The organism is Rhizobium jaguaris, from assembly GCF_003627755.1.
GTDB classification, from domain to species: Bacteria; Pseudomonadota; Alphaproteobacteria; order Rhizobiales; family Rhizobiaceae; genus Rhizobium; species Rhizobium jaguaris.
In genome coordinates, this window is record NZ_CP032695.1 from 820,753 (window position 1) to 845,007 (window position 24,255).

General features: G+C 60.2%; 26 protein-coding genes and 3 pseudogenes. 19 read left to right on the forward strand and 10 right to left on the reverse strand.

Translation table 11 applies throughout. The annotated features are described in order from the left end of the window. The first annotated feature begins 24 nt into the window (after nucleotides 1-24). The gene (locus CCGE525_RS26000) at nucleotides 25-714 is read left to right on the forward strand and encodes a peroxiredoxin-like family protein (RefSeq protein ID WP_245472302.1); all 690 of its coding nucleotides are present in this window, start codon (nucleotides 25-27) and stop codon (nucleotides 712-714) included. A gap of 46 nt (nucleotides 715-760) precedes the next feature. Continuing rightward, nucleotides 761-1,453 carry an SDR family NAD(P)-dependent oxidoreductase gene (locus CCGE525_RS26005; RefSeq protein ID WP_120707199.1) on the forward strand — a complete coding sequence of 231 codons (693 nt, stop codon included), beginning with the start codon at nucleotides 761-763 and terminating at the stop codon, nucleotides 1,451-1,453. Nucleotides 1,454-1,737: 284 nt separating this feature from the next. Here CCGE525_RS26005 and CCGE525_RS38475 read toward each other — a convergent pair whose 3' ends face one another. Continuing rightward, nucleotides 1,738-1,908 carry a hypothetical protein gene (locus CCGE525_RS38475; protein WP_162950316.1) on the reverse strand — a complete coding sequence of 57 codons (171 nt, stop codon included), beginning with the start codon at nucleotides 1,906-1,908 and terminating at the stop codon, nucleotides 1,738-1,740. 306 nt (nucleotides 1,909-2,214) lie between these two features. Between CCGE525_RS38475 and CCGE525_RS26010 the strand changes: the two genes are divergently transcribed. The 14 genes and pseudogenes from CCGE525_RS26010 to osmF all read left to right on the forward strand — a co-directional run bounded on the left by CCGE525_RS26010 (nucleotide 2,215) and on the right by osmF (nucleotide 16,154). Continuing rightward, entirely contained in the window at nucleotides 2,215-2,850 is a 636-nt protein-coding gene (locus tag CCGE525_RS26010; RefSeq protein WP_245472303.1) for a nitroreductase family protein, read from the forward strand. Between the two features lie 34 nt (nucleotides 2,851-2,884). Further along, nucleotides 2,885-3,430 carry a carboxymuconolactone decarboxylase family protein gene (locus tag CCGE525_RS26015; RefSeq protein WP_120707200.1) on the forward strand — a complete coding sequence of 182 codons (546 nt, stop codon included), beginning with the start codon at nucleotides 2,885-2,887 and terminating at the stop codon, nucleotides 3,428-3,430. 164 nt (nucleotides 3,431-3,594) lie between these two features. Then, nucleotides 3,595-4,305 carry an SDR family NAD(P)-dependent oxidoreductase gene (locus tag CCGE525_RS26020; RefSeq protein ID WP_120707201.1) on the forward strand — a complete coding sequence of 237 codons (711 nt, stop codon included), beginning with the start codon at nucleotides 3,595-3,597 and terminating at the stop codon, nucleotides 4,303-4,305. 28 nt (nucleotides 4,306-4,333) lie between these two features. Next, on the forward strand, nucleotides 4,334-5,029 hold the full coding sequence (locus CCGE525_RS26025) for a glutathione S-transferase N-terminal domain-containing protein (protein WP_120707202.1): 696 nt from the start codon (nucleotides 4,334-4,336) through the stop codon (nucleotides 5,027-5,029). Between the two features lie 223 nt (nucleotides 5,030-5,252). Beyond that, nucleotides 5,253-5,702, forward strand: coding sequence for a GNAT family N-acetyltransferase (locus CCGE525_RS26030; RefSeq protein ID WP_120707203.1), 450 nt, complete (start codon nucleotides 5,253-5,255; stop codon nucleotides 5,700-5,702). Between the two features lie 269 nt (nucleotides 5,703-5,971). After that, nucleotides 5,972-6,927 (forward strand): annotated as a pseudogene (locus tag CCGE525_RS26035) (AraC family transcriptional regulator). A gap of 184 nt (nucleotides 6,928-7,111) precedes the next feature. Next, a complete protein-coding gene (locus CCGE525_RS26040; protein WP_245472303.1) occupies nucleotides 7,112-7,747 on the forward strand; it encodes a nitroreductase family protein in 636 nt (211 codons plus the stop codon). Between the two features lie 34 nt (nucleotides 7,748-7,781). Then, entirely contained in the window at nucleotides 7,782-8,327 is a 546-nt protein-coding gene (locus CCGE525_RS26045; RefSeq protein ID WP_120707200.1) for a carboxymuconolactone decarboxylase family protein, read from the forward strand. 487 nt (nucleotides 8,328-8,814) lie between these two features. Beyond that, nucleotides 8,815-9,732: pseudogene (locus tag CCGE525_RS26050) on the forward strand (NADP-dependent oxidoreductase). Nucleotides 9,733-10,016: 284 nt separating this feature from the next. Beyond that, nucleotides 10,017-11,627, forward strand: coding sequence for a GMC family oxidoreductase (locus CCGE525_RS26055; RefSeq protein ID WP_120707204.1), 1,611 nt, complete (start codon nucleotides 10,017-10,019; stop codon nucleotides 11,625-11,627). Between the two features lie 163 nt (nucleotides 11,628-11,790). Next, nucleotides 11,791-12,570, forward strand: a complete 780-nt coding sequence (locus CCGE525_RS26060) for an SDR family NAD(P)-dependent oxidoreductase (RefSeq protein ID WP_120707205.1) — start codon at nucleotides 11,791-11,793, stop codon at nucleotides 12,568-12,570. Between the two features lie 178 nt (nucleotides 12,571-12,748). Further along, complete coding sequence (locus tag CCGE525_RS26070) at nucleotides 12,749-14,209, forward strand: MFS transporter (protein ID WP_245472304.1); 1,461 nt, start codon at nucleotides 12,749-12,751, stop codon at nucleotides 14,207-14,209. A gap of 93 nt (nucleotides 14,210-14,302) precedes the next feature. After that, nucleotides 14,303-14,454, forward strand: a pseudogene (locus CCGE525_RS39725) (peptide-methionine (S)-S-oxide reductase MsrA); the annotation flags it as partial. 788 nt (nucleotides 14,455-15,242) lie between these two features. Continuing rightward, complete coding sequence (gene osmF, locus CCGE525_RS26080) at nucleotides 15,243-16,154, forward strand: glycine betaine ABC transporter substrate-binding protein OsmF (RefSeq protein ID WP_205587513.1); 912 nt, start codon at nucleotides 15,243-15,245, stop codon at nucleotides 16,152-16,154. A gap of 360 nt (nucleotides 16,155-16,514) precedes the next feature. On the opposite strand, the gene CCGE525_RS39730 is transcribed toward osmF, so the two are convergent. From CCGE525_RS39730 to CCGE525_RS38480, 4 genes are all read right to left on the reverse strand, one after another. Then, complete coding sequence (locus CCGE525_RS39730) at nucleotides 16,515-16,715, reverse strand: hypothetical protein (protein ID WP_342637454.1); 201 nt, start codon at nucleotides 16,713-16,715, stop codon at nucleotides 16,515-16,517. A 177-nt stretch (nucleotides 16,716-16,892) separates the two neighbouring features. Next, nucleotides 16,893-17,132 (reverse strand): antibiotic biosynthesis monooxygenase family protein, encoded by a 240-nt coding sequence (locus CCGE525_RS39735; protein ID WP_342637455.1) that lies wholly within the window; start codon nucleotides 17,130-17,132, stop codon nucleotides 16,893-16,895. Nucleotides 17,133-17,771: 639 nt separating this feature from the next. Continuing rightward, nucleotides 17,772-18,185, reverse strand: coding sequence for a cupin domain-containing protein (locus tag CCGE525_RS26090; RefSeq protein ID WP_120707209.1), 414 nt, complete (start codon nucleotides 18,183-18,185; stop codon nucleotides 17,772-17,774). A 361-nt stretch (nucleotides 18,186-18,546) separates the two neighbouring features. After that, nucleotides 18,547-18,837: a hypothetical protein gene (locus tag CCGE525_RS38480; protein WP_162950317.1), complete on the reverse strand. Its 291-nt coding sequence runs from the start codon at nucleotides 18,835-18,837 to the stop codon at nucleotides 18,547-18,549. Nucleotides 18,838-19,024: 187 nt separating this feature from the next. On the opposite strand from CCGE525_RS38480, the gene CCGE525_RS26100 reads away from it, so the two are divergent. The 3 genes from CCGE525_RS26100 to CCGE525_RS26110 all read left to right on the forward strand — a co-directional run bounded on the left by CCGE525_RS26100 (nucleotide 19,025) and on the right by CCGE525_RS26110 (nucleotide 20,480). Next, complete coding sequence (locus CCGE525_RS26100; protein ID WP_120707211.1) at nucleotides 19,025-19,519, forward strand: DUF3788 domain-containing protein; 495 nt, start codon at nucleotides 19,025-19,027, stop codon at nucleotides 19,517-19,519. Nucleotides 19,520-19,667: 148 nt separating this feature from the next. Next, a complete protein-coding gene (locus CCGE525_RS26105; RefSeq protein ID WP_120707212.1) occupies nucleotides 19,668-19,967 on the forward strand; it encodes a type II toxin-antitoxin system TacA family antitoxin in 300 nt (99 codons plus the stop codon). A gap of 3 nt (nucleotides 19,968-19,970) precedes the next feature. Then, nucleotides 19,971-20,480: a GNAT family N-acetyltransferase gene (locus CCGE525_RS26110; RefSeq protein WP_120707213.1), complete on the forward strand. Its 510-nt coding sequence runs from the start codon at nucleotides 19,971-19,973 to the stop codon at nucleotides 20,478-20,480. A 105-nt stretch (nucleotides 20,481-20,585) separates the two neighbouring features. Here CCGE525_RS26110 and CCGE525_RS26115 read toward each other — a convergent pair whose 3' ends face one another. The 5 genes from CCGE525_RS26115 to CCGE525_RS26135 form a co-directional block, all read right to left on the reverse strand. Continuing rightward, entirely contained in the window at nucleotides 20,586-21,302 is a 717-nt protein-coding gene (locus tag CCGE525_RS26115) for an IS6 family transposase (RefSeq protein WP_120707214.1), read from the reverse strand. Between the two features lie 316 nt (nucleotides 21,303-21,618). Continuing rightward, a complete protein-coding gene (locus CCGE525_RS26120; protein ID WP_120707215.1) occupies nucleotides 21,619-22,788 on the reverse strand; it encodes an arabinose transporter in 1,170 nt (389 codons plus the stop codon). Nucleotides 22,789-22,791: 3 nt separating this feature from the next. Then, a complete protein-coding gene (locus CCGE525_RS26125) occupies nucleotides 22,792-23,028 on the reverse strand; it encodes a tautomerase family protein (protein ID WP_120707216.1) in 237 nt (78 codons plus the stop codon). A gap of 12 nt (nucleotides 23,029-23,040) precedes the next feature. After that, nucleotides 23,041-23,784 carry an SDR family oxidoreductase gene (locus CCGE525_RS26130; protein ID WP_120707217.1) on the reverse strand — a complete coding sequence of 248 codons (744 nt, stop codon included), beginning with the start codon at nucleotides 23,782-23,784 and terminating at the stop codon, nucleotides 23,041-23,043. A 32-nt stretch (nucleotides 23,785-23,816) separates the two neighbouring features. Beyond that, nucleotides 23,817-24,212, reverse strand: coding sequence for a (R)-mandelonitrile lyase (locus CCGE525_RS26135; protein WP_120707218.1), 396 nt, complete (start codon nucleotides 24,210-24,212; stop codon nucleotides 23,817-23,819). Nucleotides 24,213-24,255: the final 43 nt, after the last annotated feature.

Genomic DNA, 24,255 nt, shown 5'->3' on the forward strand with positions numbered 1-24,255 from the left:
GGTGTGCAGATGAACGTCGAATTGATGTCCGACCATTTAACCAAGACCCTCAGTCAGATGCGTCACGAGCTTTTGGCGGGCCTCAGTGGCGCTGACCGTGAAGCGTACATTCAGCTCGTCGATTGGCTTCGCAAGATTGATGTCGCGTCACGCGCATTGCAGGTTGGCGACACGGCGCCAGATTTTCTTCTGCCCGATGCGCATGGACGACTTCATTCGTCCGAACAGCTTCGTCGCGAAGCGCCGCTTGTGGTTAGCTTCTACCGGGGTGGATGGTGCCCATTCTGCAACGCCGAGCTTAGCGCTCTTCAGGCGGTCAAGGCCGAATTTGATAGTCTGAAGACGAACATTGTTGTCGTGTCTCCGGAGACCCGTGATCTGCCGAGGCAGTTGAAACGGCAGTTGAACCTCGACCTGACGATGCTCGCCGACGTCGACCATGGCGCGGCAATATCCTACGGCGTCCTATTTCGTGTCCCTGACGAAACCAAGGCGCACTATGCGGGGCAAGGTTACGACTTCGGGCACCGTCATGGATCGACCGAGTGGATGCTGCCAATCCCGGCTACTTTCGTGATCGATCAAGACGGCGTCGTCAGGGGTGCCTTCGTCGAGCCCGATTTTACAATCCGCCAAGAGCCAACCGACATTCTCAACAAAGTGCGTCAACTTGCCGGATCTCAGGCAGAGGATGCTTCCGCCTCCGACGAATGATATCGGCCAGAGCTCCCTGGCCCTAATACTAGCTAACGAGTACTCCATGAAAATCGATATGTCGGGCAAAACCGCAGTCGTGACCGGCTCGACTAACGGCATCGGTCTTGCCATCGCAAGGGGGCTTGCGGGAACCGGCGCGAGCGTTGTCGTCAATGGCCGAACGGAAGCCGGAGTGGATGCTGCAATGTTGTCGATCACGACGGTTGTGCCGTTTGCTGAAGTGCGCGGGGTCGCCGCCGATGTGTCGACAGCAACGGGCTGTGCGAAGCTGGTTGAAGCGGTGCCGAGCACCGACATCCTGATCAATAATTCCGGTATTTTCGAGCCGAATGATTTCTTCGACACCACCGACGAAGACTGGACGCGCTTCTTCGATATCAATGTGATGTCGGGTGTGCGTCTGTCGCGCGCTTACCTGAAGGGGATGTTCCGGCGTAATTGGGGCCGTATCGTTTTCGTCTCGTCGGAATCCACGCTGAACATTCCGACGGAGATGATCCAACACGCTGCGAGCAAAAACGCGCAGCTTGCGATCGCACGGGCGATCGCAAAATTGACCGAAGGCACGGCCGTAACCGTCAATTCTATGTTGGCGGTGCCGACTTCGTTTGAAGGCGTCGAGACATTCGTGAACGAACTTGCAAAACAGAACGGAAAGCCAGAAGAGCAAGCTGTAGCGCCCGTTGTCGAGCAGCATCGTTCGCTGCCGCTAATCCAGCGTTTTCCAGTCGTCTGAACTGGTCGGCCAGCCGTGGCGGCAACTAGTCGGCTGAGGGTCCCGCGGCCCCGATCCTTGAAGAACATGGCGCTTCGGTCCTCGGTCCGAAAAAATGACTTCGCCAGTCTCGTCATTTTACCTGGCTCAGCCCACTTGATTTCGGGCGACGACCGAGTACTGGCCTGCGACTCTACCGCAGAGGCGCCGGTCAATACTTTCAAACTCCCGCTGCTTCACTGGCCATCTCCCGTGTTGGGGGGATTGGTTGTCGGGCGTCTGGGTTTGCCGCATGGCGCCGGCCGTCAGACCCCGACGATGATCTGCTCCGCCGCAGATCGATGACGCCCGTTGGCATTCTCCAGTTCCCACACCCGTCCGCCAACGCTGCTTTCGACGTGAGAAGCAGATGTCTGTACCACCCATTGATTTTTGGGCACCGTGGCGATGGCATCAACTCCATAGCCAAAGGTCATTGGACCATCGCGTTTCGCCGGTCCTATTTTCGCTCGTCTGCAGAGGAATTCGGAAGATGACGAGCTACCACAGCAGGTGGACGGTAACGGCGATCTTTGTGACGGACCAGGCGGCGGGAACAGCCGGCCGGCGCTGTCCAAATCGGCTGGCCGCCTCCTGTCAACCCTGCCGAGGGCAATCCGCGAACCTACCCATGGCGCCGGGCGTGTGATGTCGAACTGGCTCCATACCTGCAGCATATCCAGCAACGAGAGAGGGAAACCGCTCTTTCAACGCAACCCTTCCCTTCACCGATAGGAATCACCATGACAGACGCAATCACCATGACCAACCCCGTGATCGAAACGATTTTGAGCCGCAGTGCCGCCAAATACTACGACACTGCCGCCACTCTGAGCGACGATCAAATTCGTGAACTCGTGCGGATCGGCACCAGCGCACCGACATCCTTCCACTTGCAGAACTGGCGCTTCATCGCGGTGCGCTCGCGTGAGGCCAAAGCTCGGCTGAGTCCGATCGCCTGGAGTCAGCCCGCGATCACCGATGCGGCGGTTACCTTTATCGTCATCGGCCAATTGGCCGACTCCAGCGTCATACCGGATCGCCTGGCACCGGTGGTGGAAGCGGGAATCATGGCGGAGAGGTTGGTCCCGGAGTGGGAAATCCCTGCGCGCGATCTGTACATGGAATACCCGCAGCGCCAGCGCGACGAGGCGGTACGGTCCGCCACCTTTGGGGCGGCGGCGATGATCTACGCGGCCCGCTCGCTGGGCCTCGGTTCGACGCCGATGATCGGTTTCGATGCGGAAGCGGTACACCGCGAGTTCGGACTGGCCGAGGATGAAGTGCCGGTCATGCTGTTGTCCATAGGGGCGGAGCGTCCGGGAAACTGGCGGCAGAAGCCGCGCCGTCCGGTGGCCGACGTACTGGATTTCGTATAATTAATAATAAAACCAATACCTTACGGAGATTATCATGCCCAGAACTGCAGCACCGAGCCCGGAACAGGTGCCGGCCGATTCCAAGCCGACCCTCGATATGTTCACCAAGAATATCGGCTTCACCCCAAATATGCTGGCGACCTTCGCGCTGAGCCCGATCGCATTCAACGCATGGGCCACCTTGCTCGGCTCCATGAGCAAGGCGCTCGACGTGAAGACGCGCGACAGCATCGGCCTTGCTGTCTCAGAAGTGAACGGCTGCAACTACTGCCTGACGGTTCACAGCTTCACCGCCGAGCATATGGCCAAGCTGCCAGCCGATGAAATCATTCTCGCTCGGAAGGGCCATGCCAGCGACCCGAAGCGGGACGCCGCCGTCCAGTTCGCGCGCAAAGTCATCGAGACCCGCGGGCAGGTCAGTGACGCCGATGTGAAAGCCGTCCGCGATGCCGGCTACACGGATGCGAACATCATGGAGATCATCGCGCTGGTCGCAATGTACTCCCTGACGAACTTTTTCAATAACGTGTTCGATCCCGAGAAGGACTTTCCCGCCGTCAGGCCAGCTGGATCGATCTGAACCCGATCCGGTCGCGTCGACCATCTCCGAGGGTCCTCGGGGCGTCATGTGACGCGAACGTAACGCCAAAGCCCGGATGCACCCAGGATAGAGCCTTGGGAATGCGTCCGGGCGCTTCATATGGGCCGACAACGTCAGGATAATTTATTTTCCGGGGTAAAAGCATGAACAAGCCACAGAAGGTTGTCGTCGTCACCGGCGCGTCGCAAGGCATCGGCGCCAAAGTCGTCACGGCATTCCGAGAGCTCGACTATCGCATTGTCGCGACCTCGCGTTCGATCAAGCGGTCGGACGACGAGAACATCCTGAGCATCGCGGGTGATATCGGTGATCCCGCAACCGCCATACGCGTCATTTCCGAAGGCGTCGCGCGATTTGGCCGGATCGATACGCTGGTGAACAACGCCGGCATCTACATCGGAAAGCCCTTCACCGAACATACTGCCCAAGATTACGACGCGGTGATGAATGTGAACATGGCCGGTTTCTATCACATCACGCAACGCGCGATCGCCGAAATGGAAAAGCATTCGAGTGGCCATGTCGTGAGCGTCACGGCCGGCATAAGTCACACCGCGATCAGTGGGATCTACTCGGTCTTGGCGGCTATGACGAAGGGCGGCCTCGACGCTGCCACGAAGTCACTGGCGATCGAGTACGCGAAGAAGGGCATTCGCGTGAACGCCGTCGCTCCGGGGATCATAAAGACGCCTATGCACGCACCCGAAACTCATGAAGCACTGGGAGCTTTCCACCCTATCGGACGCATGGGTGAAACAAGCGATATTGCCAACGCGATTCTCTTTCTCGACGCGGCACCGTTCATCACTGGAGAGATCCTGCACGTCGACGGCGGGCTAAGTGCCGGCCGCTAAGACGTGCCGCTCACATAGGAGGAAGAAAATGACACACAATCATCCAATTTTCGGGCGCTGGCCTGCGCGGTACCCCGATCGGCTGCAACTCTTTTCGCTCCCGACGCCCAATGGGGTGAAGGTGGGCATCATGCTCGAGGAGACGGCTCTTGCCTACGAGCCGCACCGGATCGACATCATGGCGAATGAAAACCACGACCCGGCCTTTCTGGCGCTGAACCCCAACGGAAAGATCCCCGCAATCTACGACCCCGACGGGCCGAGCGGCACACCGCTCGCGCTGTTCGAATCGGGCGCGATCCTCCTCTATCTTGCCGACAAGACTGGACAATTTATCTCGACCGATCCCAACACCCGCTATGAGACGATCCAGTGGGTGATGTGGCAGATGGGCGGAGTCGGGCCGATGTTCGGCCAGGTCGGCTTCTTCAATAAATTCGCAGGCAAGGCCTATGAGGACAAGCGCCCGCGCGACCGCTATGCAACCGAATCGGCGCGGCTGCTCGGTGTTTTGGACGAACGGCTTGCGGGCCGCGACTGGGTGATGGGTGCTGACTACAGCATCGCAGATATTTCGCTCCTCGGCTGGGTACGCAACCTGATCGGCTTTTACGAAGCGCGCGAGATCGTCGGCTTCGATCGCTTTCTTCATGTGCAAGCGTGGCTCGACCGCGGCCTCGCCCGTCCGGCGGTGCAGCGCGGGCTGGAAGTGACGGCAGTCTAGAGGAGGTCGGTGGAAGGGGAGCAAGCGGGAAGGGCAGGGGAAGGCCCTTCCGCGCCACCAGGAGCCGCCTCATGCCGTTTTCGGGGATGGAATTTGCAATGTCGACGGACCAAAGACGGCCGCAATACTTGTGTAAGGATTAATGAACACCTCGGACGCCGGCCCGTGCACGACTTCAGGCCGATTTTCAGATCCTTACCACCCTTCAGTTCAGGAGCATTCCATGCAATCGGTTGAGGTCAAACCCGTTCAAAGCAACGATTTCGATATTTGGCTTCCGCTGTGGAAAGGCTATCAGCGATTTTACGAAGTGGATATCCCCGAGTCCGTGACGCTTAACACTTGGGCACGCTTCCTGGACCCGGTCGAGCCGATGCATGCGGCGCTTGCCATGATGGGCGAACAAGCATCGGGGCTAGTGCATTCGATCTACCATCGATCCACCTGGACGACGGACGACTACTGCTATCTTCAGGACCTGTTTGTTGCCGACGATGCGCGTGGCGGCGGCATCGGCCGCGCTCTGATCGAACATGTCTATGCGGATGCAAGACGTCGCGGGGCGTGCCGTGTGTACTGGCTAACGCACGAATCCAACCATAACGCGATGCAGCTTTACGATCGCATCGCTGATCGCTCGGGTTTCATCCAGTACCGAAAACGATTTGCATGACAGGCCGCCACGGGTCCGTCCTCTCGGTGCATCGCTATCCTCCGCGATCCCGGCACCGCAGCGATAGACGATTACCGTCACGCAGCCTTGGTGAACAAGACCCCGTGTGAACAAGCTCGCGACGGTGGTTTACGAAGTCTGGCCCGATCAGTTCCCCGAAGGAGTTTGCTCAATATGCCTCGATCAGTTCGCACACGGTGCCACGTAGGGCGTATGCCCGGTGGGCAACTACGATAAGATGCTCGAACGTTTCAAGTTCCCGAGGTCCTATGTCCCAAGTCGACTGGCTAAGCCATCTGTCACAAATCATCACCATCACCGGCCAACTGGAGGTTCGCTGCGCCTACGGTGCGCCGTGGCGCGTGGCCTGGCCCCGGTCCGCGGCGCACGAGGTTCCTTACCACGTCGTCCTCAACGGCCGAGCAATTATCGAGGATCCCGAGACGAAGATAGCCAAGGAGCTGGTGGCTGGAGATATCGTGCTGTTGCCTCACGGGTCGGCGCACGTCCTGCACGATGGCAGCGGCCACCCGCCGGGCCGTACCCACGAACGCCGGGGCTCCGCGGGATGGACGCTAAGCGAGAATGATGGACAGGGCGAGCATCTCGATCTGCTGTGTGGGCGATTTTTTATCGCGCCGCCCCACGATCGGCTGATCCGGAATTACCTGCCTACGAATCTGGTGGTACGCGCCATGGATAGCAATGGTGAAGAGGTTATCGGGTCCGCTTCGAGCCATCTGGCCAGTCTCGTAGGACTGATGCGGATGGAGTCCGCCGGCGACAAAGCGGGAGGACGCGCCGTTCTCAACGCGCTTTCTTCGGCGCTGTTCACACTGGTACTGCGCGCGGCAAGCGAATCCGAGCAAGCCCCGGCGGGCTTGATGGCGCTAGCCGGCAATCCCCGACTGGCCCGGCCATTTCAGCTTTGTTCGCCGATCCGACGCAGCCCTGGAAGCTGACCGATCTGGCCGACTTGTGCGGCATGTCGCGGGCCACCTTCATGCGCCATTTTCAGCACAAGTTGGGCCGCTCGGCAGCCGACTTATTGACCGATATCCGCATGAGCTTGGCCGCCAATGAGCTAAAGAAGCCGACAATGACCACCGAGGCCGTTGCCGAGTCCGTCGGGTATCAATCCATATCGGCATTCCGGCGTGTCTTCGCCGACAGGATGGGGATGACGCCGGGGGAATGGCGCCGACTGGCGCACGAGGGCGAGTAGACGCGCTTTGTTTTCGTTGCGGTCTGAATGAGCGCCAGACACATTAGCCTATCGCGGTGGCCGCCGTTTGGCGAGAGCCGCGTCATATTGATCCTTTTGAGCATTTTATTGAGCTATTTACGTCTCGAAAATACCATAGGCTAGGTCTAATTTCAGGCTCGTAACCACCTGATGAGGACGAGCCATGACAGACGCAATCACCATGACCAACCCCGTGATCGAAACGATTTTGAGCCGCAGTGCCGCCAAATACTACGACACTGCCGCCACTCTGAGCGACGATCAAATTCGTGAACTCGTGCGGATCGGCACCAGCGCACCGACATCCTTCCACTTGCAGAACTGGCGCTTCATCGCGGTGCGCTCGCGTGAGGCCAAAGCTCGGCTGAGTCCGATCGCCTGGAGTCAGCCCGCGATCACCGATGCGGCGGTTACCTTTATCGTCATCGGCCAATTGGCCGACTCCAGCGTCATACCGGATCGCCTGGCACCGGTGGTGGAAGCGGGAATCATGGCGGAGAGGTTGGTCCCGGAGTGGGAAATCCCTGCGCGCGATCTGTACATGGAATACCCGCAGCGCCAGCGCGACGAGGCGGTACGGTCCGCCACCTTTGGGGCGGCGGCGATGATCTACGCGGCCCGCTCGCTGGGCCTCGGTTCGACGCCGATGATCGGTTTCGATGCGGAAGCGGTACACCGCGAGTTCGGACTGGCCGAGGATGAAGTGCCGGTCATGCTGTTGTCCATAGGGGCGGAGCGTCCGGGAAACTGGCGGCAGAAGCCGCGCCGTCCGGTGGCCGACGTACTGGATTTCGTATAATTAATAATAAAACCAATACCTTACGGAGATTATCATGCCCAGAACTGCAGCACCGAGCCCGGAACAGGTGCCGGCCGATTCCAAGCCGACCCTCGATATGTTCACCAAGAATATCGGCTTCACCCCAAATATGCTGGCGACCTTCGCGCTGAGCCCGATCGCATTCAACGCATGGGCCACCTTGCTCGGCTCCATGAGCAAGGCGCTCGACGTGAAGACGCGCGACAGCATCGGCCTTGCTGTCTCAGAAGTGAACGGCTGCAACTACTGCCTGACGGTTCACAGCTTCACCGCCGAGCATATGGCCAAGCTGCCAGCCGATGAAATCATTCTCGCTCGGAAGGGCCATGCCAGCGACCCGAAGCGGGACGCCGCCGTCCAGTTCGCGCGCAAAGTCATCGAGACCCGCGGGCAGGTCAGTGACGCCGATGTGAAAGCCGTCCGCGATGCCGGCTACACGGATGCGAACATCATGGAGATCATCGCGCTGGTCGCAATGTACTCCCTGACGAACTTTTTCAATAACGTGTTCGATCCCGAGAAGGACTTTCCCGCCGTCAGGCCAGCTGGATCGATCTGAACCCGATCCGGTCGCGTCGACCATCTCCGAGGGTCCTCGGGGCGTCATGTGACGCGAACGTAACGCCAAAGCCCGGATGCACCCAGGATAGAGCCTTGGGAATGCGTCCGGGCGCTTCATATGGGCCGACAACGTCAGGATGAATTGGCACCAAATCAGGGTTCCATGACTATCTCCGCACCCGAGCATGCAAAACCATATGCAAGGGGAGGACCGAACGGCGAAATCGAACAGAGTTGAGGCGACGGATGGGATCACCCTCCGTGGTGATTTTTCCCAATCCACAGGTGACAAGCAGCCGAATTTCACCATCGCGGCCGGCCGATAGACGTCAGAAGCAGAAGTTTATTCGGGCCGTTGATTTTCGGGCGCCTCGTCGACGGCATCGATTCCATAGCCGCAGGTCATTGGACCATCGAGTTTTGCGGTCCTATTTTCACTTACATGCAACAAACTCGGAAGATGACCACGGACAAGGAGACGGACGGTGAAGGCGATCGTTGTGACGGACCAGGCTGCGGGAATGGCCGGGATGACGCTGATGGAGCGGCCCGAGCCGCAGGCAGCGATAAACGACGTCGTCGTTCGGGTTCATGCGTCAGGATTCACTTCGGGCGAATTGACGTGGCCCTCGACCTGGACCGATCGCCTCGACCGTGACCGAACACCGTCGATTCCCGGCCAAGAGCTGGCCGGAGTGGTCACGGCTCTCGGCTACGGCACGACGGGTCTATCGGTGGGACAGCGGGTGTTCGGTCTCTCGGACTAGTATCGCGGCGGCACGCTCGCCGAGTATGTGGCGATCGAGGCACGCAACCTCGCGCCCCTGCCGGGCGACGTCGACTTTACGGCGGGCGCCAGCGTGGCGATGCCGGGCCTGACTGCGTGGCAGGGGCTGTTCCAGCACGGCCGCCTTCAGGCGGGTCAGAGCATCCTCGCACACGGCGCGGCCGGAGCAGTCGGGACGATGGTGACGCAACTCGCGCGTGAAGCCGGTGCATATGTCATCGGCACCGGCCGTGCCGCCGACCGTCAGAAGGCGCTCGACTTCGGCGCTCAAGAATTCGTCGACCTCGACAACGACGTCCTCGAAGACGTCGGCGCAGTCGATCTGGTCTTCGACGTCATTGGCGGCGACATCCAGAAGCGGTCCGCAGACCTGATCCGGGCCGGAGGAACACTGGTGACGATCGCTGGGCCAGCCGAGGCGCGCCCCGCCGACGGCCTCGCGGTCGACTTTGTTCTCGTGTCCGACCGCGCCCAACTGGGCGAGATCATAGAGCGGTTGCGTGACGGGCGGCTGCGGACGAACATCGGCAACATCGCGACCCTCGACGAAGCCATCGCCGCCTTAAATCCGACCAAGCGGATCAGCGGGAAAACGATCATCCGCGTTCGTCCGTAACGACCAACCGAACGCGAATTAGAAGTCTCGGCAAAATAACAATGTCGGTTGCGCAGGTGTAAATTGGATCGTGGCATTCCTACTACGGCATCGTGCCGCGCGGCGAGCGTCAATAACGATCCTCTATCGACTTTATGGCGAGAGGTGATTTCCCTCACGAGCATGGGAAAGTCATCCTCCAACGCATGATCCAATGAACCTCGGAATCAGGTGCCGCGATAGCGCGCGCCGTGGCGGGCGTTGATTGAACCACAATAGCGGTGCGAAAGAGAAGAAAGACACGGATGTCCCAGGAAACCTACGACATTGTCATTGTTGGCGCGGGCGCGGCCGGCTGTGTCGTCGCGAGTTATCTCGCCGAGCACACCGATGCATCGATCGCCTTGATCGAAGCCGGCGATACGGATCGCGATCCGTTCATCCACATTCCCGCCGGCTTCGCCAAAATGCTGGCCCACGACCGGCATGTCTGGAAATACGAGACGGTTCCCCAACACGGCACCAAGCGAGCATATCGCTCGGGCAAGGTCCTCGGCGGCGGCTCCTCGATCAATGCAATGGCCTACGTGCGCGGGCAAAAAGGCGACTACGCTGCGTGGCAAGACGCGGTCGGCAAGACCGGCAAATGGTCGTATGAAGACCTGCTTCCCGCCTTCATGGCGCAGGAAGATAACGACACCTTCCATGACGAATATCACGGCATCAATGGTGGCCTGGCGGTCCAGTTGCCGAAGGGAATCAATAAGCTGAACCAATATTGTCTCAAGGCATTCCAGGAATATGGGATTCCTTATAATCCCGACTACAATGGCAAAAGCCAGATCGGCGTCTCGCCGGTGCAGTCTACGGTCGGAAATCAACGGCGGTGCAGCGCGGTCGATGCTTATCTGCGTCCGCACCTCGCGTCGGGCCGAGTGATCCTACTCACAGGCAAGACCGTCGTTCGCATCCTCGTCGAGAACAAGCGGGCGGTTGGTGTCGAGCTTTTGAGCAAGGACCCCGAGAGGATCATGGCCGGCGAGGTTGTGCTCTCGGCCGGCAGCGTCCATAGCCCGACGATCCTCATGCATTCGGGCATCGGGCCAGCCGAGCAGCTTCGCCAGCACGGCATCCCGGTGATCGTCGATTCCCCGGAGGTGGGCGAAAATCTCCAGGACCATCCGATGGTACCTGTCCGTGGTTATGTGACGGGTGATCTCGGCTATCAGGCAGCCGCGCATGGCCTTGGCAGCGTGAAGGCGGGCCTCCGCTATTTGGTGACCAAGGATGGCCCTGCGTCGGGCAATGGTATCGAGACGGTCTCCCACTGGAATCCGTCCGACTTCACCGCCGACCCCACGATCCAATGCTATCACGCTCCTATCATCGCGAACCAGGAACTCAGCCCGACGGGGGACCGCTCCGGCATTACCTTCGAACTCGTAGTGCTTCGGCCCAAGAGCCGTGGCTGGGTACGGTTGGCCGATAGCGACCCGACGTCGATGCCCCTCATCCACCCGAACTTCATCGGCGAGGAGGAAGACTTGAGGGCCGTCGTGGGTGCGGTACGCGCGATCCGCAAGGTTATGGCGCAGGAGTCGTTGGCGCCGGTGATCGAGGAAGAAATCGAGCCCGGGCTGCACATCCAGTCGGACGCCGAGATCGGTGAATGGGTAAAGCGTGCCGTGACGACAATGTGGCACCCGGTCGGCACGTGCCGGATGGGTCAGGACGCGCGAGCGGTAGTTGACGCGAGGCTCAGGGTCCGCGGGATCGAGCGCCTCCGGGTGATCGACGCCTCAATCATGCCGAACATCACCAGCGGCAATACCAACGCCCCGACACAGGCGCTCGCGCGGCACGCAACGGCGATGCTGGTCAAGGATCTGAAGCGGACCCAAGCAGTTCTCGTGTGAGCCAACGGTCAGCCGCTTCGCACAGCCGGGTGTCGGGCCCGGAAGTCGCACGTGGTCGAAAGGTGAACCGTCCGTTCGGGGACCCCTCCAGCGAGCTGCACGAACCGTACGACGTCAGAAACTTCGGTACGAGGACGTAACACAAGCTCGTGGGAGAGTAGACATGAACATCACCGGCAAGCGCGTCCTCATCACCGGCGGGTCAAGTGGAATCGGCCTTGCCCTGGCGCGGATACTGTTGGCGAAGGGAGCGAAAGTGGCGATCAGCGGACGCTGCCCGGAAGTCGTCGCCAAAGTTGTCGGATCCCTGCAAAGCGTTAGCGCCGAGGTCCACGGCATAGTGTCTGATGCCGTGACCATCCGAGGCCGCGACGCGAGGCTCGAGCAGGCTCTTGCCACCCTCGGCGGCCTGGATGTCCTTGTGCATTCTGCCGGCGGGATGCCGGGCGGTGGTCGCCTGGAGAACATGGATGACGCCGAGCTGCAGGCGATGACCGACGTGACCGCCCCACTCCTCCTGACCCGGACGGCGTTGCCACTGCTGCGCGACAGCGGAGACGCAATGGTGGTGGATGTTTTCTCCGGTATCGCGCGGATCGGCGCGCCGTTCTACGCGACCTACGCTGCGGCGAAGATCAGGCTAGGGCATTTCGGGGAGGCGCTGCGGCGTGACTTAAAAAGGAAGGGCATCCATGTCCTGACCGTCTACCCCGAAGGAATGGAGATGCCGATGCTGAACTCGAACCTCGCCGGGCCAAAACTTGGCTTTGTGCGTGAATCGACCTCCGCGATTGCCGAGGCCATTTCAAGGGGCATTGAAACCAGGGCGTTCCAGGTGATCCTGGCGGCCAGACCGGGCTCGGATGATCGTGCAAAATCGCGACAGCCCCAGCTGCGGTCGACGAGCGTTCTCAGACAGTTCAAACAAGGAGTACGATTGTGATGCCGCAAAATGTATTTCCCTCTCTTGCCTCTGCTCACGCCGGCGGCGGCGAGATCCGTTGCCTGGCCATTTGGTCGGCGAGTTCCGTCTGGTCCTGTTCAACCGCTTTTGCTCAGGTTTATTCAAATGTTCTGCGAATAACGGAGGAACAGCAGAAGATTGGCGGGGAGGTCGATGAATGACGCAGTCGTTTATAGAGCAGTGTGGCCGCGGCGTTATCGATGCCGAGCCCTGCCCGCGTGAGCTCGGGAGGGAAGCGCCGTGCCAGCGGGGCATGGTGCTCACGGCCTGTGTGCTCGCGTCCTCAATGGCGTTCATAGATGCGACCGCGCTGCCCGTTGCGCTGCCGAGACTGCGCGCCGATTTTGGTGCGGACCTCGCCTCGGTTCAATGGGTTCTCAACGGGTATATGCTGGCGCTCGCCTCGCTGACATTGATCGGCGGCGCGCTTGCGGATGTTTACGGCAAGGCGCGGATGCTCGCGCTCGGCTGCGTCCTGTTCGGTCTGGCATCCGCATCTTGCGCGTTGGCGCCTTCGCCCGCCTGGCTGATCGCTGCACGCGTCGTGCAAGGAGCGGCCGCCGCGATCGTCACCCCTGCCAGCCTCGCCCTGATCGGGGCCACATATCCGCGCGCGGAGCGGAACCGGGCAATCGGCATTTGGGCGGCGGCGTCGGCTCTCACCACCGCCGGTGGCCCCGTCCTGGGCGGTTGGCTGACCGAGACCTTTGGCTGGCCATCCGTGTTCTGGATCAATCCGCCGATCGCAGTCGTAACAGTGGGAGTTCTGGTGGTCTTCGCGCCTAAAGATGGCCGCATCCAACGCAGGTTCGACGTGATTGGCGCGGCGGTCCTGGCTTCAACGCTCGGGGCGCTCGCCTGGGCGCTCAGCCAGATCGGCCCTGCTGAAGCTCAGGTCGCGGCAGATACACCGGCCCAAAAGGGTACGGTGCTTGCGACCGTCGCTGCGCTTGGCATTGTCGGCCTCGCCGTCTATGCGTTCTGGGAACGCAGAAGCAAACACCCGATGACACCACCTCGCCTGGCGGAGAACCGCGCTTTCCTCGGGCTGAACGTCGCCACTCTGATGATCTACGGGGCGGTTTCGATCATGTTCTTCCTACTCCCATTCGATCTCGTCGATCGCCGCGGCCTGCCGGCGACCGATGCCGGATTGGCGTTCCTGCCCTTCGCGCTCGGCGTCGGACTCCTGTCGGGCGTGTTCGGCGGGGTGGCGGACAAGATTGGCGCGCGGGTCATGCTCGTCGCGGGGCCCGCTGGCGCGGCACTAGCCTATGTCTGGATGGCGCTCGGTCAGGAGGAATCTTTGATGCTCGGCGTGATCGGGCCAATGACACTGCTCGGCTTGTCCTTCGCCGTGCTCGTGGCACCGCTCACCGCGTCTGTCCTGTCGAGCGTTGACCAGATGGACGAAGGGCTTGCCTCCGGAATCAACAATGCTGCGAGCCGGATTGCACAGCTCGCCGGCGTGGCGCTGGCCGCTGGTGTCGCGTCTTTCGAGTCTGGCTACGAAGTCGGCCTCTTATTAGCCGCCGTGATCTCGATCGGTGGCGCCTTTACAGCTGCAATAACCCCGACGCTGGACTTGGCGAAAGCAGGCGACAGGGGAGGCGCTTAGAAAGCAATATCGGACACATAGGGGCGCGGAGTTATGACCGCCCTTGGGCCTGATAACATTTCAGCAGATCGGCAACGAAGCCGGAGGCCCACGATCCACGATCCAACGATGCGTTGCCGTTCGGGGATGACCGCTGAACGAGATATCGGTTGGCGATCCATCGCGTTGCGCTCGATACGAGCGCAGATGTCGATGCGTCGGCATTGTGGCAAAGCAAGGTCGTCACCGAAATGGTATCGCGCGGAGGCTTGAGATGCTTGCAGGTAATGGAATCCATGCCTTCGAGGAGCGGGACGAACCATCGAAATACTGGCAAAATCTGGCTTGGCACAGACTATTTAAGCTCTGTCGGATCGAACGTGAGGCGGGTAGGTATGCGGCCGGATTGGGTGCCATATTTTTTTCTATCCGCCGCAACCAGTCTAAGCTTGCCCCAACTCATAACATTATTCGAAACAGGTCAGGTGTCCCTGACTTCGAGGTTCCTTCGGGTTCTCGCGGGGCTGGTTGTGGTCTCTGCGATTGCACTTGGCGTGCGAGAAAATGGACTTCTGGCGAGCCTGGTGATCTTTGTCTGCAGTTACTCCATTTCTCCGTTACTGCGCTTCCAAGATCGCTCTCGCGTCGCGTCCGTTTGCGCGTCCGCTGTTTGCCTCCTGATTTTTATTGGGCCCCTGTAAATTGAGCAAAATTGGCCAGTCTGAGATCGCATACAACCTACGAGGCGTGCGTCCTGGCGTTCCAGACACATTTGCGAACCTCTCAACCGCCAATGCTTTGACCCGTCCCAATAACTTTGTGTTATTGACTTCATTGCGGCTCGGCATTTCCAATTTACCGTCGCAGGCGACAATCTGTTGGCGATACGGCTGTACCAACTAAAACATCAGTTCTCATTCCGCGTAGTCGTTGGTCTACGATTTTGAACGCCGCGCAATGCGACTGTCTCCGGTCATCGACCGCGTATGGTTGAGGCTGTTTCAGCGCCGTTGAATAATTGTCTGTCTTTGACTAAGTCCCTACGGAGGTTGTTTTGTCCCTGAAGAAGTTTGCAGTTGCAGTCTCACTATATGCCCTTGCCGCCGGCGCGGCGCATGCCGCAGATGTCGTCGTCTCGTCTAAGATCGATACCGAAGGGACCCTCCTCGGCAATGTCATTGCACTCGCGCTCGAGGCGAATGGCATCAAGACACAGGATCGCATCGCTCTTGGTGCGACGCCCGTTGTTCGCAAAGCAATCACTGCCGGTGAGATCGATATCTATCCGGAATACACTGGCAATGCCGGCTTTTTTTTCAACAAGCCAGATGACCCCGCCTGGAAAAACATCAACCAGGGCTATGCCATGGCAAAAAAGCTCGACTACGACGCCAACAAGATCGTCTGGTTGACGCCGTCGCCGGCCAACAATACCTGGGCGCTCGCTGTACGACGCGACGTCGCAGGCCCCAACAATCTGAAGACGATGTCGGATTTCGGTAAGTGGGTTGGCCAGGGCGGAGCCGTGAAGCTTGCGGCGTCGGCAGAATTCGTCAATTCCGCCGGCGCGCTTCCGGCCTTTCAAACGACTTACCGCTTCATGCTGAAGCCTGAACAGGAAATCGTACTTTCAGGAGGAGATACCGCGGCCACGATCAAGGCTGCAGCCGACCAAACCAACGGTGTCAACACAGCGATGGTTTACGGCACCGACGGCGCGATTGAAGCAGCCGAGCTGACGGTCCTCGAGGACGACAAAAGTGTGCAGCAGGTCTATGCGCCAACGCCGATCATCCGCGAGGCTGTGCTGAAGGCCTACCCGAAGATCGAGGAGATCCTCGCACCGATCTTCAAGGGCCTGACCGCCGACGAGTTGCGTAAGCTTAACGCCAAGATCCAAGTTGACGGCGAGCCGGCAAAGTCGGTTGCCACGGACTATCTGAAGGAAAATGGCTTTCTGAAATAACCCGTCGCTGGACTGCGCCGAATGGAGCCGTTGCTTGTTATAGGTTTCTTCAATGAAGTGAGGAAGATGATCGATGACATCGTCAATGGATTCGAACGCCATCACCGACCCCACGGACGCAGTCCAGTCGCTCCAATTGAATGCAAAAGCGACAACGATCTGTGGCCGAGACCCGTCGCCGACAGGCCCTCTGCCCGAGCACTAACCGCGGCTGAGGCGCTCGTTGCCAGGCGCTAGAGCCATCGCAAGCCAACCTAGGATAACAGTATCTTGCTGCTAATCCATAACGCGGATTGTTCGTAATGGGCCTGGACGCGTTTAGCGACTTCCCCGCGCTGCTCGCCCGTTTGCGGAGCCGTGTCAAGCGCGGAGGGTCTCGCCGCCCTTCGCGTCCGCGTAGTACCGAGGCGCCTCACGACGGTCGCATTTGCCGTAATCGCGCACGATCCGCACTCTGCGGACGCTCGCCTTGTCATTCGGCCCGGAAGCGTCCTCGTAGGCCTGCGCCGCGGCGGCGTCTTTCCAGGATATGAGCAGGATCAGGTTGCCGGGCGTGAGCACGGCATCGAAGATGTCCCAGGACGTGCTGTCGGCGGCCCACGGGTTCAGGCCGAGCCATTCGCCGCAGTCGTACGGGTTCTCGGTCTGCTTCCATTCCGCCGGGCGAGTCGCATTGATCAGCGTGACCGTCGTTCCGTCCCCGACTTCGGTCTCGTCGAGCCGCTGCTCTGCGAGGACTTATCCGGCAGGCACCTGATTGTCGGCGGTGACCTGGCCGACGCGCAGGTGGTAGTCCGCGAGGATTTCGTCGCGGCCCTTCTGCTGGACGTCATGATGGCGCACACGGGTGCGCCATCGGACGAGCGACTTCTCGTCCCGCCAGTTCGAAAGCGAAACGATCCAGCCCTCACGAGTCAGGCTCTTGTAGCGGATGTTGTCGACGAAACCCTCGACCTGCTCCAACTCGGGGCGCAGCATCCTGGCATTTTCGAAGTAGTCATCCCAGTTCTCTTTATTAGGGGGACCTCGAATATCACTGAAAACATGGTCGTATCTCGTTGCGACGCCATCTGTCGCGATGTCGAAGTGCCCCACCCAGACGCGCCGTCGTCACAGCAGAAGACATGATTGTGCGCTGGGTGAGCACGGTACCGTTCAAGCATGGAATTCCGTGCGGCGAATGGGAAACAATGTCGCGCCATGGAGTCGATAGCTGCGCGTTATGATGGTCGTAGGCACACAAACACGTCTTCGCGGTCGCTGATAGTTCTGCCCCGGTGAGTGTCCTTAGCGAAGCGACGCACTCCCACCGCAACGTGCCAAACGGTGATGGCACTGGTTGGCGACCTCGCGACGATTGAGCAGGGTGCCGACGGCTCGGCTGCTCTTGTCGGTGCCCCGCATGCGCTGTTCAACGAGATCGGATTATTGCTGACAACGAGGCGCGTTGAAGCACTTCAGCGCTACCGCAGCGATGCGCAAGTTGGTCCGAAGCTGAGGCTGTTGGGCGTACCGGGCCGGCGCCTGGACTCAATCATCTCGCGTGGTCGCGAGCGGCCGGCGACCAGGCCCGTGCGGGCGCGCGGTCGCGAACGCCGCGCTCCGCGGTTCCCGGTCCTAGGGGAACGTCAGGCCGAAAGCGGCTGGATCGGGCTGCTCGCCGTTCTGGGGCACCAAGAAGCGCTCCAGCCCACCCGGCACGAAGCTGGCCAGCAGGGTCGCCTGGTCGCCGACCACCTCGATCGTATGCGGCACACCGCGGGGAAGAGCCGCGAAGGCACCCGGCCCCACTTCGACGCGGGCATCGCCGACCTGTGCGATTAGCTGCCCCTGGACCACATAGACTAGCTCGTCCTCGAGCGAGTGGGTGTGAAGTGGCGGCTCCTCCCCGGCTCGCACTGTCCACAGGACAACGCCATATTCGCCCCCGGACTGGCTGCTCTCCACTTTGATCTCGATGCTCGAACCGCCGCTCGAGGTCGCTGTCGCGCCGCCGTTAGGCGGGGTTAGAACCGGCTTCTGAACTGACATTTGTAGTCTCCTGATTGTGAACCTTTGTTTGAGTATCGCAGCGGCAGCGAAAGGTTGCCGCTCACGCCCATCAGCATGGGCCCATAAGCATGGGACTGTCCGCGGCGAGTGGGAAGTGACGTCACGCCATGGAGTCGATAGCCGTGCGTTATGATGGTTGTAGGCACGTGAACAGGTCTTCGCGGCCACTGACCGCTCGGCTCTGGTAGTCCTCGTCTGGGAAGCGCCGCAGTCGCTCCGTCGCGTCCCAAGCCTCTTTCCGATAACGGTCGGCTATCGACTCCATGGCGAAAGGTGATTTCCCTTTAGTCCCTTAAAGATCCAAGTTTCGACGTATTGTCGCCCGCTCGCCTGTGGGGGCTCAAATCAGCATTCCGTCGAGCGATCCGAAGTCAGGAGGTCTGACATGCAGACCAAAGAAGCACCCGACGTCTCGTACGCCCACGCGGCCAAGTGCTCTCCACCAGACAATGTCGTTGCGCTTGCGGTCTGCGCCGACGCCTCGCTTGGAGTTCAGCGCCCATTCAGCGCGAGGATCCAGAGCGTCCGCGATGATCGCAAATTCCTCATCGCCTCCAGGCGGGTGCAGGTTCTCGTCGGTGGCGACGGCGAGCTGTGGGATCCCGTGCCTGACCGTCGCGGGCTCCGACACGCGCGGGGAGGGTGATCGGCATAGTGAGCAAGCTGGGTGCCGGGCACACTGGTGCGTCTCTGTCTCCACAGCTCTGCTCTGAAGGGCTGTGCGCCGGGAGCTTTCCAAAGGCGGGCCACAAATCGTTGGGCGCGCAAATGTCATAACCGGCCGGCGTCCCGCCGGACCGTGGACAGGAGGAATTTCGATGACTTTATCTAGTGGTACGACAGTAGCAGTCGCTGATCGCGAGACGACCCCGCAGATCGGCGACAGGATCACCGACAAATTACCACCGCCCGATGACATCGCCGTCTGCGACTGGATCGGGCCGGAGGCGTTCGAGCATTGGACCGAACTGCGGAACTGGATCGAGGAATTCTACCCCGGTGTTTTCGCGCCGGATTGGCTCTATGGTGGCAAGAAACGCGGTTGGTCCCTGCGCTACAAGAAGACCAAGGCTTTCTGCACCTTGCTGCCGGAATATAGGATGTTTTCGGCCGTGGTGGTCTTGGGGAGAGCGGAACGAGAGAAGTTCGAAGAGCGGCGTTATGTCTGGCGTCCGCATCTGGTCAAGCTCTACGATCAAGCGAAAACCTACATTGACGGGAAATGGCTCACAGTTGCCATCTCCTCGGAAGATGACCTGCATGATGTGACGGAGCTTTTGACTATGAAGCGCCCTCCACGGGCACAGGGTTGAATGTCCGGGAAATCCTAAGCGTTGCGGCGAAATCAGCGCGTCGGGCTCCGGGAATCCGGCAGCGTGCCTGATTGTCCCTTTGTCGGTAGCAAGGTTTGTATTGCATTTAGCGATACCAGATATTTTCTTCCGTACAAGGAGATTAGCCATGGCCGGCACCCCCAAACGCAAGGAATACCCGATCGCTATGCGTCTGCCCGCTGCAGACGTCGCAATGATTGATCGCGCGGCCAGCCTACGGGGCCGCTCGCGCACCGATTTCGTTCGAGACGCCGCCGTACGCGCGGCCGAGCAGGTGGTGATGGAGCAGGGGCTCGTTCGCATGAGCTCCGAAGGATTTGCTGATTTTATGGAAGTGTTATCACGTCCGGCAACTTCAGTTCCTGAGATGGTGAAGTTGGCCCAGCGACCCGCCCCTTGCGAGCCAGGCTACGTGGCGAAGCGGTGAGACGTGTCGCTATCGGCTCCCGGACTCCTCAATGCCACGCATGATATTTCCGACTTCTCCTGCGGTAAACCCACACTCGATCACTGGCTGAAAACGCGTGCGCTCTCCAAACAGCAAAAAGGCTTCACGGCGGTTCTCGTTGTCCATGAGGTAGGGCGGGTAGTTGGATATTATGGTCTTGCGCCGACCGCAGTGGTTCCTGCGATACTGCCCCGCGCAATCCGTACCGGGCAACCACCGGATCCGGTTCCTTGCCTACTTCTCGGTCAACTCGCAACGGATAGCAATTGGGCAGGGCGAGGCATTGGCGCAGGTCTCGTAAAGCATGCCCTGGAGCGCTGTGTCGAGGCCGCCGCCTTGGTCGGGGGACGGGCCTTGATGGTCAATGCCGTCGACGAGGAGGCCGCTGAGTTTTGGCGTCGGCGAGGTTTCGGACTTTCCAAGGATGACCCATTGATCCTGTTTCGCTCCATTGCCGATATCGCTGCTTCGCTTGCCGCAGCCAAAGACTAGAAGCGTCTTTGGAATGCAGTCCCTAACCTGCGAGAAATTGGACGACCCATGGCGGCACTGTAAACTTAACGCTACGAAGACGGGAGCTGGGATTAGCGCTTTGATTTAGACGGGGCGAAGGCGTGCGATCTGATGCCAGGTGTCCATCGCGATTGTTCGCAGCCGTCGATGATCGATGGATGGGATGTCGTTTCGGGGGATATGAAAGAGGTTGGCAATCGGATCGTGGATGGAAACGAAACGTTGAACATGCCTCGCTGACTTGAAGCGCTTCATGATCCTTTCTCGCCTTCGAGTTGGCTGATGTGAGTCTTCAGCCCGATTGTTCAGGCCTTTGTGCGAGCGATGCTCGACGCCGGGCATGATCTCCCGCTTCGCCGCATTATAGGATCGAAGCTTGTCGGTGATCATCACACGCGGCGAACGGCCTTGTCCTTTCATGAGCTTTCGCATCAAATGCTTTGCAGCCTTGGCATTGCGCCGGCTCTGGACGAGGACGTCAAGGACGAAACCCTCCTGATCTACGGCGCGCCAGAGCCAATGTTTCTTGCCGGCGATCATGATCACAACCTCATCAAGGTACCATTTGTCACCGAGCCTGCCGGCCGAACGCCTGCGAATATCATTGGCGAAATGTCGACCGAACTTCTCCGCCCATAGCCTCACCGTCTGGTGCGAAACAATGACCCCACGTACTGCCAGCATATCTTCAACCATACGCAGGCTGAGTGGGAACCGAAAATAGAGCCAAACCGCATGGGCAATCACGTCGGTTGGAAATCGATGCCGGCGGTAGAGAGGATCACGGGCAAACTTGGTCATGCCACCAGATCCCACATTTCGGTCGATGCTCAGTTAACGTTACGGTGCCTTTCGTCTTATGCCAAAAGAGCTTCACACAAACAGCGGCTTAGCTAAACAAGGCCAGGATGTCGTCGGTTCACATCCCTTCAACTGCAAACACGACGGCCAGTGTCCGGAACTTCTGCGCCTAACCAAACTTTGAACAGGCCGCGCTAAACTGCTTGATCATTCTAGGGTCGCGATGTCACACCGACGGCACCTCCTTGTCGCGGATCATGCTGCAGCCGTGCTCCACTGCCCAGGCTGAGTAGTGGAGGCGAGAGGGTGAACCCCTCTACTTTAGCCGTAGCGCTATTGGCACAACACACAGCACGCAGATTGCGGCGACGAGAAACACCGCGCTGAAACCCGAATGACCGGCGATCAGACCGAGCAACGGTCCTGACACTCCCAGCGCCAGGTCGAGGCAGGCGGTATAGGCACCCATGGCTATTCCGCGGCTTGCAGGCGGCGCCCGCTTCACGGCTTCTACGCCGAGGCCCGGAAAGACGAGGGCATAACCGAGCCCGGTCAACGCCGCACCGACCGCTGCCGGCACGACCGAAGACGACAACCCCATGATGGCCAGACCGGAAGCCTCGACGATCGCGCATGCCAGCGCGACCCGTGCGCCGCCGACTTTGTCGGGCAGGTGGCCGAACAGCAGCCGCGCCAGGATCAGAGCCACGGCATAGGAGCTGAAGGCCAGCCAGACCGGCATCCATCCATGGCTGGCAAACAGGAGTGAGGCAAACGAGACAATGACGCCAAAGCCGATGCTGCTGAGTGCCGCGCCGAGGCCGGGAGCCCAGATCTTGCTGATGACCGAGAACATGCTGGCTGCGTTTTTGCGGTCGGGGATCACGCCGCGAAGCGGCCATACGACCAAAAGGGTCAGGACTGGGGCAAGCGTCGTGATCGCCGCGATCCCGGCAAAGCCGGCGCGGCTGTAAACAACGACGCCGATCGGCGCGCTGATCGCAAAGGCCGCGAACATAGCCGTACCCATCCAAGCGATCACTTTGCCGGCGCTGGCCGCGCCTGCGCGACTGAGCCCCCAGACGGTCGCGCCGGTGATGACGATGCTCTCCGCAGCCCCGAGCAGCGCGCGGCCGGCAATCAGCGCGATGACCGAGACGGTGGGGTTCGCGATATAGAGGGACAGGCCATAGATGAGGCCGGATGCCGAAGCCGCGGCCAGACCGGCGATGACGGCCACTTTCGGCCCGTGGGTGTCGCAGGTTCGGCCGGACCAGAAGCGCGACAGCAACGATGCCACAAACTGGCTGCCGGTAACGACGCCGACGATCAGCGTGCCGAAGCCAAGCGTGGTGTGGACATGCAGGGGCAGCACCGGCAGGCCGAGCCCGATGACCAGGAAGGCGACCAGCACCACCGCCATGATCGGCAGCAGGGCGACGGTCACTGACTCCCTGGCGGAGGAGACGGAAAGAGCAGTTGTCATGGTTTATAGGTCGGACAGCTTGTATCCGGGCTGCTTGTAGAGGGTCGCCGCCTTGCCGGTGATGTCTGGCTTGAAGACGTTCTCGGCCCAATCCTTCGGCGCGACATCCTCGATGCCAACCGATACGGAATTCGGGCCATAGCCGAGCGTTTTGGTGACGGCGCGGGTGATCTCCTCGGCCAAGGCGGATTTCTCAGCCTCGGACCGGCCTGCATACATTTTGACGATGATGTGGGGCATGGTAGCTGTCTCTTACCAAGGTTGATTGGCCGGGCCGACGGTGAACTCGTTGACCGTGGTGTCCGCTGGCAGGTCGAGCGCAAAGGCGACGATGTCGGCAATGCGGTCCGGAGAAATGCCAAACTTGGCATATAGCCCGCGCATCGCGTCGGACGCGCCCTTGTCGGTGATGGTGTCCAGCAATCCGGTGTTGATTGCGGCGGGGTAGATCGTCGCGGTGCGGATGTTCGTCCCTTCCATGGCCGATTCCATGCGCAGGACTTCCATGAAGTTGCGCACGAACCATTTGGTGCCGCCGTAGACCGCACCGTTCGGATAGGCCTTCAGTCCCGCAACCGACGAGGTGGCGATGATGTGCCCGGACTTCTGGGCGACGAATGTCGGCATGACGGCCGCGACGCCGTGGAGCACGCCCTTGATGTTCACGTCCACCATCTTGTCCCATTCGTCGGTCTTCAACGCAGAAACGGGCGAACTCGGCATCAGGCCGGCGTTCAGGAAGATCGCATCGACGCGGCCGAAGGTTTCCCTGGCGAGCTTTACGATGGCGTCGTTTTCGGACGGGTTCGTCACGTTCAGCACCTGGTAGACGGCCTGTCCGCCGTCCCGGTCGATCGCCTTGGTGAGAGCCTTGAGGTTGTCTTCGCGCCGAGCGCCAAGCACGACCTTGGCGCCTTTCTCGGCGAGCAGCTTGGCGGTTGCCTCGCCGATGCCCGACGAGGCACCGGTGATAATCACTACTTTATCCTTGATCATGGTCATTCTCCGAGTTCTAGTTTGAGCGGCGATCACGCGCCGTATTGTTCATCAGTGACCTGTTCCATCCAGTCGACGACCTTGCCGTCGAGATTTTCCTGGATGGCGATATGGCTCATGGCGTTCTTGGGTGCGGCCCCGTGCCAATGCTTTTCACCGGGTTCGAACCACACCACGTCGCCGGGGCGAATTTCCTCGACCGGGCCGCCTTCGCGCTGGACCAGGCCAAGGCCGGCGGTGACGATCAGGGTCTGGCCGAGCGGATGGGTGTGCCAGGCGGTGCGGGCTCCGGGTTCGAAGGTGACCAGTGCCGATGCGCCACGCCGCGCGTCGTTGGCTTGGAAGAGAGGATCGATGCGGACGGTGCCGGTGAACCAGTCAGAAGGTCCCTTGCCGGAAGGCTGGGAGCCGTTACGGGTAATATTCATAGTCGTTTCTTTCTGTTGATGCCCTGGCGCCAGGCCCGGGCTT

Bases quoted from the DNA above. Each gene is read 5' to 3' on its own strand.
- CCGE525_RS26025 (WP_120707202.1), top strand. From the start codon at position 4,334: ATGACACACAATCATCCAATTTTCGGGCGCTGGCCTGCGCGGTACCCC.
- CCGE525_RS39735 (WP_342637455.1), bottom strand. From the start codon at position 17,132: ATGCTGCGCCCCGAGTTGGAGCAGGTCGAGGGTTTCGTCGACAACATC.
- CCGE525_RS26000 (WP_245472302.1), top strand. From the start codon at position 25: ATGTCCGACCATTTAACCAAGACCCTCAGTCAGATGCGTCACGAGCTT.
- CCGE525_RS26005 (WP_120707199.1), top strand. From the start codon at position 761: ATGAAAATCGATATGTCGGGCAAAACCGCAGTCGTGACCGGCTCGACT.
- CCGE525_RS26125 (WP_120707216.1), bottom strand. From the start codon at position 23,028: ATGCCCCACATCATCGTCAAAATGTATGCAGGCCGGTCCGAGGCTGAG.
- CCGE525_RS26070 (WP_245472304.1), top strand. From the start codon at position 12,749: ATGACGCAGTCGTTTATAGAGCAGTGTGGCCGCGGCGTTATCGATGCC.
- CCGE525_RS26020 (WP_120707201.1), top strand. From the start codon at position 3,595: ATGAACAAGCCACAGAAGGTTGTCGTCGTCACCGGCGCGTCGCAAGGC.
- CCGE525_RS38475 (WP_162950316.1), bottom strand. From the start codon at position 1,908: ATGACCTTTGGCTATGGAGTTGATGCCATCGCCACGGTGCCCAAAAAT.
- CCGE525_RS26105 (WP_120707212.1), top strand. From the start codon at position 19,668: ATGGCCGGCACCCCCAAACGCAAGGAATACCCGATCGCTATGCGTCTG.
- CCGE525_RS26040 (WP_245472303.1), top strand. From the start codon at position 7,112: ATGACAGACGCAATCACCATGACCAACCCCGTGATCGAAACGATTTTG.
- CCGE525_RS26120 (WP_120707215.1), bottom strand. From the start codon at position 22,788: ATGACAACTGCTCTTTCCGTCTCCTCCGCCAGGGAGTCAGTGACCGTC.
- CCGE525_RS26015 (WP_120707200.1), top strand. From the start codon at position 2,885: ATGCCCAGAACTGCAGCACCGAGCCCGGAACAGGTGCCGGCCGATTCC.
- CCGE525_RS26090 (WP_120707209.1), bottom strand. From the start codon at position 18,185: ATGTCAGTTCAGAAGCCGGTTCTAACCCCGCCTAACGGCGGCGCGACA.
- CCGE525_RS26115 (WP_120707214.1), bottom strand. From the start codon at position 21,302: ATGACCAAGTTTGCCCGTGATCCTCTCTACCGCCGGCATCGATTTCCA.
- CCGE525_RS26100 (WP_120707211.1), top strand. From the start codon at position 19,025: ATGACTTTATCTAGTGGTACGACAGTAGCAGTCGCTGATCGCGAGACG.
- CCGE525_RS26030 (WP_120707203.1), top strand. From the start codon at position 5,253: ATGCAATCGGTTGAGGTCAAACCCGTTCAAAGCAACGATTTCGATATT.
- CCGE525_RS26130 (WP_120707217.1), bottom strand. From the start codon at position 23,784: ATGATCAAGGATAAAGTAGTGATTATCACCGGTGCCTCGTCGGGCATC.
- CCGE525_RS26060 (WP_120707205.1), top strand. From the start codon at position 11,791: ATGAACATCACCGGCAAGCGCGTCCTCATCACCGGCGGGTCAAGTGGA.
- CCGE525_RS26045 (WP_120707200.1), top strand. From the start codon at position 7,782: ATGCCCAGAACTGCAGCACCGAGCCCGGAACAGGTGCCGGCCGATTCC.
- CCGE525_RS26055 (WP_120707204.1), top strand. From the start codon at position 10,017: ATGTCCCAGGAAACCTACGACATTGTCATTGTTGGCGCGGGCGCGGCC.
- CCGE525_RS26010 (WP_245472303.1), top strand. From the start codon at position 2,215: ATGACAGACGCAATCACCATGACCAACCCCGTGATCGAAACGATTTTG.
- CCGE525_RS26135 (WP_120707218.1), bottom strand. From the start codon at position 24,212: ATGAATATTACCCGTAACGGCTCCCAGCCTTCCGGCAAGGGACCTTCT.